Here is a 12080-nt window from a genome sequence, read left to right on the forward strand (position 1 = left end):
ATCGAATATGCTGGATGAAGACGCATACGGACTCGGATTCGGGACGTACAGCCTCACGGACGAGGACGGGATCGACGCGCTCGTGACGGCGATCGAGGCGGGCTATCGGCACCTCGATACGGCCCGTCTCTACGGGAACGAGGAGGAGGTCGGCGAGGCGATCGACCGCGCCGACGTCGATCGGGACGAGCTGTTCGTCGCCACAAAGATCGCCCACTTCGAGGAGCCGGAGCCGACGCCGTCGTACGTTCGTGAGGGGGTCGCCGAGAGCTGTGACCGGCTGGGCATCGACACGATCGACCTCCTGTATCACCATTGGCCCGGCGGCTCGGAGGATATCGAGGCCGTCCTGCCGGTCCTCGACGATCTCCGGACGTCGGGGCCCGTCGAGCGCCTCGGCGTCAGCAACTACACGCCCGCCGACCTGGAGCTCGCCGACGACCTTCTCGACGCCCCGCCGTACGCGGTTCAAGCCGAGATGCACCCGTTCTTGCCACAGGAGGAGCTTCGTGGTGCCGTTCGGGACCGCGACGCGTACTTCGTGGCTTACTCGCCGATCGCCCAGGGCGAGGTGTTCGACTCGCCGGTCATCACCGAGATCGCCGAAAAACACGGCGTTGCCGAGGCGGTGGTGACGTTGGCCTGGCACCGCTCGAAGGACGTCGTCCCGATTCCGCGCTCGAAGACGCCCGAGCACATCCGGAGCAACCGCGACGCGCTCACCCTCGAACTGGACGAGACGGACCTCGACCGTATCGACGCCATCGATCGACGACTCCGCTGTGAGGACCCCGACTGGATGGAGTGGTCGTAACGAACGTGGCCGGAACGGCCGTCCCGATGCGCCGGATCGGGTCCCGGTACCTATTTGCACATCGGGGCGAATCGGGTCCATATGTGGCTTCCACGCCCATCCGAGGGACTGCTCGGTAACGGCGCGGTGAACGAACTGACGGGGGCAGCGACCACGACCCAGGGTCCGCCACGGAGGCGATCACGATGACGCTACGGGCCGGCTTCATCGGATACGGTTTTATGGGGAAGGCCCACGCCAACGCGCTCGCACGCCTGCCGATGTTCTTCCCCGACGTGCCCGCGGTCGAACGCCATATGCTCTGTGGCCGCAACGAGGAACGCGTCGAGGCGGCCGCGGACCGATTCGGGTTCACACACACCACCGACGACTGGGAAACGCTGGTCGAGTCGGTGGACGTGGTGTACAACCTCGGGCCGAACGGCCTCCATGCCGACCCGTCGATCGCCGCCCTCGAGCGGGACGTCCACGTTCTGTGTGAGAAGCCGCTGGCGTCGACCCTCGAGGACGCGGAGCGAATGGTCGAGGCCGCACGCGACAGCGACGCGGTCGCCGCCTGCGCGTTCAACTATCGGTACGTGCCGGCGCTCCGGCTCGCGAAGGACCTCATCGATCGGGGGGCGCTCGGCGACGTCCGACACGTCCGCGGGAGCTACCTCGGCGACTGGCAGGCCGACGCCGACCACCCCTGGACGTGGCGCAACGACGCCGACCTGGCCGGGTACGGACAGGTCGCCGACGTCGGGTCCCACACGATCGACCTGGTCCGGTGGCTCGTGGGCGGGATCGACGACGTCAGCGGTCGGCTCGCCACACAGGTCGAGGAACGACCCGCACCGGACGGTGACGGAACCCGTCCGGTGACGACCGACGACGCCTACGTCGCGACCGTCTCGTTCGAATCGGGCGCGATCGGCGTCCTGGAGGGGTCAAGCGTCGCCACGGGACACAAGGCGTCGAACACCGTCGAGGTCATCGGGTCCGACGGCGCGATCCGGTTCGATCTCGAGCGACTCAACGAGCTCGAGGTCCACGATGCCGACGGCCGCGGCTACGAGCGGATCCTCGTCACCGACGAGGACGATCCTTACGGTGACCGATGGTGGCCGGCCGGCCACGCGATCGGCTGGGAACACACGGTGGTTCACGAGAACTACGAGTTCTGCCGGGCGATCGCCGGCGATGGTGGCGACGTGGTTCCCTTTTCCGAGGCGTTCGAGGTCCTGCGGATCGTCGATGCGCTCGTGGAGAGCGATGCGCGCGGCGAACGCCGCTCACTCCACGTCGACGATTGATGACGTCTCGGCGAGTGAGAACGCATCGACGGATGAGAGCGTCTCGGCGGCTGAAGTCGTGAGCTGACGATCGACTCGTCCTCGACGACCGACTCCGCTCTCGACGACCGCCGATCAGACCTCGATCAGCACTTTCCCGTCGACGCGCTCGGCCGCTTGCCGAACCGCGTCGTCGGCGTCCGCGAGGTCGAACGTCGAGGTGATGATCGATCGGTTATCCAGCCGTCCGGCAGCCATCAGCCGGATCACCCGCGGGTAGACCCGTTGGCCAGTATGCCCCTCCGAGCCGTAAAGCTGTGCGCCGTTCCCCTGGTACTTCCGCAGGGCGAGGTCGGGGTCGGCGCCGGCGTTGCTGATGTGGACGACGGTGGCGTCCTCCGCCAGCGTGTCCTCGATGACCGGGTAGGTCTGGGTCACGGCGCCGGCGGTCTCGACGTGGACGTCCGCGCCCTCGCCATCGGTGATCGAGGCGACCGTCTCGACCGGATCGCACTCGATCGGGTTATAGACGTGTTCATAGCCGAGATCCCGGGCGATCTCCCGGCGCTCGGGCGAGGGTTCGAAGGCGATCACCGCGCCGGCGCCGGCGGCCCGGGAGACGTTCATTCCGGTGAGTCCGATCGGTCCTGCCCCGTGGTAGACGTGGTGGTCGCCGGGCATAATCCCGTCCGCCCGGACGAACAGGCCGTGATAGGTGATCGTGCTCGGTTCGATCGTCGCCGCGGCTCGCAACGCCTCGTCCTCCGTCTCGTAGGTCTCCCGTAACGCCGAGACGTCCCAACAGAGCTTCTCGGGAACGGCGACGTACTCGGCGAACGCCCCGGGGATCGTGAACCCGATCTGCTCGAAGTTCTCACAGTGGCCGTGAAAGCCCTGCCGGCAGGTGTTACACCGGCCGCAGTAGTCGGTGACCTCGGCGGTGACCAGATCCCCCGGCTCGAACAGCCGCGTGTCGTCGCCCGTCTCGACGATCTCGCCGGCGAACTCGTGACCGGTCACGTTCGGAAGCCCGAGATACGCTGAGTAATGGACGTAGCCGTCCTCGTCCGTCTCGATCATCGAGACGTCGCTGCCGCAGATCCCGGCATACCGAACTCGCACGAGCACCTCGTCGTCGGCGGGCGTCGGTCGCTCCCGGTCGACCACCCGCAACTCGGGGTCACGCCACACCTGTGAGGCGTTCATCGCCGTCCGTGACTCGCGCTCGTCGTCCGACACGTCGTACTCCGGCCGTGGGTCCCACTCGGCATCCACTACAAGGGATCGCATACCACGGGATTCAGCCCAATCCACTATAAGAATACCGAAGCCGGAGCGGCGTCGAGCCGGGGACGACCGCCGTCCGGCGATCGAATCGCCCACCCAGCCGTCCATCGGCCGGTTCGTCGTCCTCAGTCGTCCGCCTCGAGGTCCGCCAGGTCCCACTCGCCGGTGATGATCGCGCCGGAGTCGGGGTTGTCCGGTTCGACGACGGCTTCGACGAAGGCTGGACCGTCGTGGTCGATCGCGGCCTCGAGCGTCTCGGCGAGGTTCTCGGGTTTGACGACGCGCTCGGCGAATCCGACGCTGAACGCCTCGGCCATCGCCACGAAGTCGACGTCGTCCTCCCCGTCGAACTCCGTGTTGAGGACGCGGTCCCAGCCGTACTTGTCGACCTGGAGGTTCCGGATCGACTTCCAGCCGTTGTTGTTGACGACCAGCCAGGTGACGTCGATGTCGTGTTCGACCGCACAGGCGACCTCCTGGTTGCACATCAGGAAGCTCCCGTCGCCCTCGATGTTCACGACCGGGCGGTCGGGCTCGGCGAGCTTCGCGCCGATGGCGGCGGAGACGCCGAATCCCATCGTCGAGAACCCGCCACAGGAGATGTTCGTCTGGGGATCGTACACCGGGAACTCGGGGTTCGTGACCTCCTGTGGCTGCCCCGCGCTCGAAACGATCATTCCCTCACGCGGTAGCACGTCGCGGAGCCCCGCGAGCACGCGGGAGATGCTCATCGGGACCTCGTCAGTGTGGCGCTCCTCGACCCGGTCCTGCCAGTCGTTCCACAGGCGCTGGATCTCCTCGTAGTACTCGTTGTCCTCGGTCGTGACCGGCTTGAGCCGCTCGGAGACGGCGTCGTACAGCTGGTCGGTGACGACCTTGGCGTCGCCGAGTATCCCGACCTCCACGGGATAGTTCTTGCCGATCTCCGTGTTGTCGATGTCGACGTGGATCAGCTTGCTCGGCGGGATCTCGAAGCTGACCCCCTGCTCGAAGGAGGACGTGTGGAGGTCCGAGAATCGACAGCCGATCGCGAGGACCACGTCGGCGTTGCTCGCGAGTTCGTTGCCGGCGGTGGAACCGATCCACCCTGCGTACCCGACGAAGAGCTCGTGGTCCTCCGGGATGATCCCCTTCGCCTGGAAGGTCGGAATGACGGGCGCCTGTAGGTGTTCGGCCAGCGCCTGGACCTCGTCCCAGGCCTCGCCGAGCATACAGCCGCCGCCGGGGACGATCACCGGTCGATCCGCCTCGGCGAGCAGGTCTGCCGCCTCCGCGATCGATCCGGGATCGCCGCCCGGCCGACTGTGCGTGCGTGTCTCCGCCGGATCGGGAATCTCGACGTCGGCCGCAGCGCCCTGGACGTCCATCGGTACGTCGACGTGGACCGGGCCGGGACGCCCCGTCACCGCGATCTGGAACGCGCGCCGCAGGATTCGAGGCAGCCGCTCGACGTCGTCCGCGACGAAGCTCCGCTTGGTGACGGGCTCCATCACGCTCGGGAAGTCGCCCGGTTTCTGTCGGTCCAACTCCTGGAGGATACCCTCGCCGTACTCGTGGGTCTGTGGCGCACCGGTGAAGATCACCATCGGGATGGAGTCGACGTAGGCCGTCGCCGCGCCCGTCACCGTGTTGGTCGCGCCGGGACCGATCGAGGTGAACACGGCGAGGGGCTCGCCGGACGCGCGAGCGTACCCGTCCGCGAGGTGGGTCGCACCCTGTTCGTGTCGCGGCTGGATCACCTCGACGTCGGACTCGTTGAACGCGTCGAGCAGGTTCGTGCTGCCGTGGCCCGGAATGCCGACGAGGTATTCGACGCCCTCCGTTTCGAGATACTCGGCGATGATCTCGCCACCAGTACGCATAGGCATGTCTGATCGATCAGCACGGTGTGTTATAAACATTCGCCCTCGCGGGTTCGGCATCGTGCCCGGGTCGTGACGGTCCCTCGGTTTTGAACGCCGGTTCACGGAACCGATACACTCTTGAACACAACGACCACTCCGGTGAGTATGGCCGTTCATAGCGACTGGGGGGACTGGCTGCCGCAGGCGATCGCGGACAGCGACCCCGACGGCGTCGCCGTCTGGTACCTCGGCTGTAACGGGTTCGTCCTTCGGGACGGGGAGGGAACGACGATATTCATCGATCCGTATCTCGGAACCGGCGATCCGCCGCGAACGATCCGGATGATCCCGGTTCCGTTCGATCCGACCGATGTCGAACACGCGGACGCGATCCTCGCGACCCACGAACACGTCGACCACGTTCACGGTCCCTCGCAAGCACCGATCCTGGAGGGGACCGACGCCACGTTCTACGGCCCCGACGACGCCGTCGCCGTGGCTCGTGAGGAGGAGGCGTGGCCGGAGACGTACGACGTCGCGGAGGATCGGTTGGTGCCCGTCGCGGAGGGCGACGCCGTCGAGATCGGCGCGTTCACGGTCCACGTCGAGCCCGCAACCGACCCCGACGCGAGCCACCCGGTCACCTACGTGATCGACCACCCGGCCGGAACGATGTTCCACGGCGGCGATTCGAAGCCGGACCCCGAATTCGCCGACATCGGGTCACGGTACGACATCGATCTCGGGGTGTTGGCCGTCGGCACCGTCGGGATGATGCCGGATCGCGAGACCCGCGTTCCGGCCGTCACGAAGTGGTACAACGACGAAACACAGTGTGTTTCGGCCGCTCGGGACCTGCAACTCGATCGACTGCTGCCGAGCCACTGGGATATGTGGAAGCGGCTGACCGCGGATCCGACCGCCCTTCACGATCACGTTCGTGGGCTCGAGCACCCGCAACGGCTCGAGATCGTGGAGATCGGCGACCGAACCGATATCTGAGTCGTTCCCACGGCCTCAGTGGAACCGATCACAGTGACGGGATGACCTCGTCGTGCATCACGTCGAACAGTCGTTCGGGCTCCGGGCTGGTGTTGCCGACGGCGATCCGGTCGAACCCCATCTCGGCGTACTCCTCGAGTTGCGCCGCGATCGCCGACGGATCATCGGCGATCAGGAACTTCTCCTCGATCTCCTCGCGGGTCGCCTGCTCGCCTTCCGCCTCGATCTCCTTCGGGTTCGCCATCGCCCGGTCGAAGACGTTCTGCGTGGTCGCCCACCACGGTCGCGTCGCCTCGAGGGCGCGTTCGTACTCGGGATGGTACGAGGCGGTCACGAGCAGCGTCGTCTCGATCGCGTCCGGATCGTTCCCCTCCTCCTCGGCGTACCGCCGGATCGCCGGGTAGAGCCGGTCGGTGTACTCCTCGCCCTTCTTGACCGTGATGAAGCCGTCGGCGTACCGTGCCGCAAGCCGAGCGGTGCTCGGCCCGTTTGCCGCGATATGCAGCTTCGGCGACCTATCGGCGGTCGTGTACAGTTTCGCCTCGTCGAGGTCGAACCGATCGCCGTCGTAGCTGACGAATCCCTCCTCGTTGATCCGCTCGCGGACCGCATCGCTGACCCATTCCTCGTCGCCCCACAGCGCGCGGATGATCTGGATCGCCTCCTCGAGGCGGTCGCGGCGTTCGGGATACTCGGGCCAGTCGAACCCGAGCGGCGTCTCGTTCATCGCCTCCCCGGTCGAGAGGCCGAGGAGCACCGGATCGTCGTGGAGCTGCTGCAGCGTCGCGAACGCCTGCGCGATCATTCCGGGATGGTAATGGCCCGTCGCCGGCGTGACGCACGTGCCGATCGGGCCGTCGAGCCGTTCCGTGGCGGCGCCGAGCCAGGACCACGCGAATCCGGACTCCGCATCCGTATGGAACCACGGGTGGAAGTGGTCCGACGTCCAGACGGTCTCATAGCCGCTGTCGATGGCGTGCTCGCCGTAGTCCAACAGCGTGGTCGGGTCGTACTGCTCCTGATGAGCCATATAGTCGATGCGAACCATCGTCGTCCACCGGTACGAACGGCCCTGCATTAGGTGTTGTGCTCGATCGAGCCGGTACTGTCGATCGTCTCAGTGAGCCCGTGGGTCTCGCCCCGCGGCCATCGGACGGTGAACGAACGAGACGTGTGACGGAACGGCGTCGGACTACGATGCGGTCTCAGGACGCGACGATGTCCGTCACGTCTTTCGGTGGCTCTCGACGACGTCCCAGTCCAGTTCGATGCCGAGGCCTGGCCCGTCCGGCACCGTGATCCGGCCGTCCTGGATCAGCGGTTCGTCTCGCGCGAGGAGGTCGTCCCACCAGGACACTTCCCGGGCGTGGTACTCGAGGGCGACGAAGTTCGGGACCGTCGCACCAACGTGTGCCGTTGCGACCGTGGCAACCGGGCTGCCGATGTTGTGGGGGACGAGCGCCTGGTAGTAGGCTTCGGCCATCTCGGCGATCTTTTTCGTCTCCGCGATGCCGCCGGTTTTGGGTACGTCCGGCGCGAGGAAGTCCACGGCCTGGTCCTCGATCAGATCCCGGAAGCCGTGCCGGCCGTACCGGTTTTCCCCGGTCAGCAGGGTCTGGTCCGTCGACCGCTGCAGCTCCCGCATCGCGTCGGTGTTCTCCGGCGGGAGTGGGTCTTCGACCCACGCGAGGTCGTATGGCTCGATCGCCTGACAGAGTCGTTTGGCGGTTTCGGGACTGAAGTTCCAGTGGAGGTCGACCGCAACCTCGGCGTCGTCGCCGACCTCCTCGGTGACGGCCTCGACGATCGACCGTTTGTGCTCGATCTCCGGCGGGTCGAAGTGACGGGAGAGCGTGTCGATGTCCCGGCCGGACGGAACGTCGAGATCGAATTTGACAGCGTCGAACCCGTCATTGACCGCCATCCGGGCGGCCTGGGCGTACGCCTCCGGCTCGTAGGTCGCTTCCTCTTGCCCCTCCTGGGCCGACGCGACCATCGCCTCGCCCGCGTGACAGTCCGCATAGACGCGGACTTCATCGCGGGTTTTCCCACCGAGAAGCTGGTAGACCGGCTGATCGAGGATCTTTCCGGCCGCGTCCCACAGGGCGATCTCGACGCCGCTTATCGCGATCGTCCCAACCCCCCATTGTGACCCCCGGCCGGAGAGGCTCCCACGCATCAGGTTGTAGAGCCGCTCGACGTCGAGCGGATTCTCCCCGACGAGTACGGGCCGCAGGTAATCCGTCACGATCTCGTGTACTCCCGGCGAGGGATACGCTTCCCCGATCCCGGTTACGCCCTGATCGGTCTCGAGCGTGACGATCGTCCACGGGAAGTTCCCGTCGATGACGATCGTGTCGATATCGGTGATCTCGGGCGTCGGCCCGTCCCGTTCCGGCGTCTCGTTGAAATCGGTCCACATCGTCGCCGCAAGCGTGGATGCAAAGTCCTCGTACATGGTGTGTGAATCTGATGTCGCTGTCGTCGACTCCCACGTCGGTCGATCCGGACGATTCCTCCCACGTCCGGAGGGTCGATTCCGTGATCGGCGGCCGTGCGACCAGCCATCGATCGCATCGGATCACGCGTCGCGTCGACGGCGGACACGGGCGCGTTCGAGGCGGGTCGCATTATCAGGTCGATTGCGGAGATGGCTGTTATAACTTCCGGTGACGAGCCCGGATCGAGACGATCCGGATCCCGTCTGCGTCTGCGTTTGGAGCACACAAACAATTTAGTATGTGCGGGTACGTGCTGCAGGTATGACGCCGGAAACGAACCCCAGAACGATCCAGGCAGTCGGGATCACCCTCGAGGTCATCGACTATCTTCACGAACACGATCGGGCACGTGTCACCGAGATCGCGGACGCACTCGACCGATCGAAGGGAACGATACACTGCCATCTCGCGACGTTGCTCGAGAAGGAACACGTCGTGAAGGACGGTGACGACTACCGGCTCAGTCTCCGGTACCTCGAACTCGGCGAACGAGTGAAGGACCGGTTGGGGATCTACGACGTGGTGACCGACGAGCTGTCGGACCTCGCCGAACAGTCCAACGAGTTGGTCCAGTTTGCAACCGAGGAACACGGTAAGGGGGTCTATCTGTACAAGAAGGGCGGCGAGCGAGCCGTTCAGACGGCCTCCTCGATCGGCAAACGTGAATACCTCCACTGCACCTCGCTGGGGAAGTCGATCCTGGCCCACTACCCGCGCGAGCGTGTCGAAGCGATCATCGATCGACACGGCCTGCCCGGATACACGCCGAACACGATCACGAGCAGCACGGAACTCTTCGAGGAACTCGAGACGATCCGGGATCGCGGGTACGCCTTCGACGACGAGGAGAAGATAGAGGGGTTACGGTGTGTCGCTGCGCCCGTGAAGGCCGGCGAGGACGACGTTCTCGGTGCCGTCAGCATATCGGGCCCCTCGAGCCGGATGACGGGCGATCGATACCGAGAGGAGTTACCGGACATGGTCTCCCGATCCGCGAACGTGATCGAGATCAACGCCAAGTTCTCCTGATCGATGAGGCTGCTCCGGTTGCAGTCCACCTATCGTTCGTCGTATGCAAACGTCGATCTGTTGTCCGGGCGGCCGTTCCATCCGCAATCGGTAATGCGACCAAAACTGGCCGTTGAGAGGGACTATAACCGCGGTTTGATCGTGTCGGTCGGTCGAGACGACGTCGCTCCCCACCCACCGAAGGTGAAACGGCGATCAGGATCGTACCGAACCCACCATTGGACTTACAGTAGTATGTTTGTTAGTATTCTTGCGCCAGAGCCGTACTGCGGTGGAGATCCGTCCCGTCTCCCGCCACCAACAGTTTGTATCTCCCAAACGTTCGTATGGTGCGTGAAATCACAACAGACGACGGTGACGACGACATACGGTGACGGAGTGGGCGCACGGTCCCGGCCGATGCGCGCTGTGAAGTCGCCATCCGCCGCACAGCCGATCCCACCGCGCAGCCAGGCAGTCGGACGGGATGAGCCGGCTGACCAAAAGCTATTTCTCACGGACCGTACTTCGCCGTACCATGGGAACTGGGTACACCACCGTTATGTATGACGCCGAGGACGTCGAGACCGCGCTCACCGACATCGTGGCCTGTCGATACGACGGCGTCGAGATCGGGATCGAGAAGATCCGTTCGATCGGGTTCGACACGCTTTCGGCGTGGCTCACGGAGTACGACCTCGATCTCTACCTGGCGATGAGCGAGTGGATCGAAAGTGAGGACGCGGTCGATCGGATGGTTGAGGAGATGCCCGCTATCGCCGGTCTCGACGCCGAATTCGTCGGACTACTGCCGCCACAGCGGGGACGGTACGAGGCCGCAACCGTCGAGAACTGGCTGGGGCGGCTCACCGATGCAGCCCTCGATGCCGGTGTCCAACCCCTCGTTCACCACCACGGCGCGACGGCCGTCGAGCAGCCCGAGGAGATCCGCCACTATCTCGACGCGGTCGACGGGCTTGAACTCGTCTTCGATACGGCCCACTACTACCCGTACGGTGAGAACTTCCCCGACGGCGACGTCACCGACGGGATCGAACGGTTCGCCGACGACATCGCCTACGTCCACCTCAAGGACGTCGAACCGGTCAAGGATTTCGCGGCAAACCGGGACGCGCTCACCGCGGGCGACTTCCACCTCGACAACGTCATCAACTACTTCCGATCGTTCACCGATCTCGGCGACGGCATTCTCGATCTCGAGGGCGCCTACGAGGCGTTCCAGAAGGCCGGGTACGACGGTCACTTCACGATCGAGATCGAGAACCAAACCGATCGGCCGCTCCTGCACGCCAAGGAGAACTACGATCACTGGTCGTCGGTGACTGACGCATAGACCGCCGATCGCCGTCCTCCCTGCCGTTCTCCCTCCGGGGGTCACCCTATCTGCATCAACGACGCGCCGAGGACGACGCTGACGATCCCGCTCAGGATGCGCGGCGACCGTGGCACCTGTCTCACGAGCACGTACGAGATCACGACGACGACGAGCGGTGCGACGTTCGAGAGCGGGATGACCGTGATCACCGTCCCGAGCTGAAGCGCCGAAAACCACGCGAGCCAATTCCCCGCGACGAAGACGCCCGCAAGCGTGAACGCGGCGAGCGCGAGCGGATCGCGGACCTGAACCCCGGATCGCGCCGCTCCCGAGACGCCGAAGAGCACCAGAAACGCCACCAACGCGGCGGTCTGTCCCACGGCGGTGCCGAACAGCGGATCGTCGATCCGGTTCAGCCCGATCGCGACCAGCACGAACGAGACGCCGAGAAGCACCATCGCGACGACCGGGAACAGGAGGTCACGCACGTTCACTCGCGAGAACTCCTCGATGAGGAGGTCCTCCGAGGCTGCCTCGTCCGTTCGGGCCCCCTGTAACACGATGCCGCCGATGACGATACAGCTCAGCCCGACCCCGGTGGCCGGTGTGAACGATTCGCCGAGTAGCGGAACCGCAAGCAGCGCGGCAACGGCGGGGTTCGCCCCCACGACTGCGGCGGCGACGCGGGCACCGACGCGGCCGATCCCGCGGAAGTAGAGCACCCGGAACGCCGCCGGGTTCAACAGTCCCGCGACCACGAACGGCGCCATCCCCCGGACGGAGACGCCCGCAAGCTCGACGCCGCGGACGGCCAGGAGGATCCAGAACACGACGACGCTGACGACGATCGTGACCACGGTCGCGGCCAGCGCCGGCGATTCACGGCCGGTATATGTCCCGTTCTCGAGCCCGTACTCGACCGAGAGGGTCTGGAGGGCCGAACACACCGACGCCAGCAGCGCCAGGGCCGCGCTCAGCTCGATGAACATCCGTGGATCGGCGTCGTCGCGGCCG

Annotated in this window: 10 protein-coding genes; 5 read left to right on the forward strand and 5 right to left on the reverse strand. The window is 65.6% G+C overall.

Features of this window, described 5'->3' with window-relative positions; all coding sequences use genetic code 11:
- The first annotated feature begins 7 nt into the window (after positions 1-7).
- Entirely contained in the window at positions 8-814 is an 807-nt protein-coding gene (locus OQF70_RS11460; protein ID WP_280537721.1) for an aldo/keto reductase, read from the forward strand.
- Positions 815-999: 185 nt separating this feature from the next.
- Positions 1000-2109, forward strand: coding sequence for a Gfo/Idh/MocA family oxidoreductase (locus tag OQF70_RS11465; RefSeq protein ID WP_280537722.1), 1110 nt, complete (start codon positions 1000-1002; stop codon positions 2107-2109).
- A gap of 114 nt (positions 2110-2223) precedes the next feature.
- Here OQF70_RS11465 and iolM read toward each other — a convergent pair whose 3' ends face one another.
- Together iolM and OQF70_RS11475 are read right to left on the reverse strand one after the other, a co-directional pair.
- Positions 2224-3378: a scyllo-inosose 3-dehydrogenase gene (gene iolM / locus OQF70_RS11470; protein ID WP_280537723.1), complete on the reverse strand. Its 1155-nt coding sequence runs from the start codon at positions 3376-3378 to the stop codon at positions 2224-2226.
- A 122-nt stretch (positions 3379-3500) separates the two neighbouring features.
- Positions 3501-5243 (reverse strand): thiamine pyrophosphate-binding protein, encoded by a 1743-nt coding sequence (locus OQF70_RS11475; RefSeq protein ID WP_280537724.1) that lies wholly within the window; start codon positions 5241-5243, stop codon positions 3501-3503.
- Positions 5244-5384: 141 nt separating this feature from the next.
- Here OQF70_RS11475 and OQF70_RS11480 point away from each other — a divergent pair, with 141 nt between their 5' ends.
- Complete coding sequence (locus OQF70_RS11480; protein WP_280537725.1) at positions 5385-6221, forward strand: MBL fold metallo-hydrolase; 837 nt, start codon at positions 5385-5387, stop codon at positions 6219-6221.
- A gap of 28 nt (positions 6222-6249) precedes the next feature.
- Here the strand turns inward: OQF70_RS11480 and OQF70_RS11485 are convergent, their stop codons facing one another.
- Together OQF70_RS11485 and OQF70_RS11490 are read right to left on the reverse strand one after the other, a co-directional pair.
- Positions 6250-7269 (reverse strand): LLM class flavin-dependent oxidoreductase, encoded by a 1020-nt coding sequence (locus OQF70_RS11485; RefSeq protein ID WP_280537726.1) that lies wholly within the window; start codon positions 7267-7269, stop codon positions 6250-6252.
- A 177-nt stretch (positions 7270-7446) separates the two neighbouring features.
- Entirely contained in the window at positions 7447-8679 is a 1233-nt protein-coding gene (locus OQF70_RS11490) for a mandelate racemase/muconate lactonizing enzyme family protein (protein ID WP_280537727.1), read from the reverse strand.
- Between the two features lie 304 nt (positions 8680-8983).
- Here OQF70_RS11490 and OQF70_RS11495 point away from each other — a divergent pair, with 304 nt between their 5' ends.
- Together OQF70_RS11495 and OQF70_RS11500 are read left to right on the forward strand one after the other, a co-directional pair.
- Entirely contained in the window at positions 8984-9751 is a 768-nt protein-coding gene (locus OQF70_RS11495; RefSeq protein ID WP_280537728.1) for an IclR family transcriptional regulator, read from the forward strand.
- 517 nt (positions 9752-10268) lie between these two features.
- On the forward strand, positions 10269-11084 hold the full coding sequence (locus OQF70_RS11500) for a sugar phosphate isomerase/epimerase (protein WP_280537729.1): 816 nt from the start codon (positions 10269-10271) through the stop codon (positions 11082-11084).
- A 41-nt stretch (positions 11085-11125) separates the two neighbouring features.
- Here OQF70_RS11500 and OQF70_RS11505 read toward each other — a convergent pair whose 3' ends face one another.
- Positions 11126-12055 carry an EamA family transporter gene (locus tag OQF70_RS11505; RefSeq protein WP_280537730.1) on the reverse strand — a complete coding sequence of 310 codons (930 nt, stop codon included), beginning with the start codon at positions 12053-12055 and terminating at the stop codon, positions 11126-11128.
- Positions 12056-12080 lie beyond the last annotated feature (25 nt).

This window comes from Halopenitus sp. POP-27 (assembly GCF_029889855.1).
Classification (GTDB): Archaea; Halobacteriota; Halobacteria; order Halobacteriales; family Haloferacaceae; genus Halopenitus; species Halopenitus malekzadehii.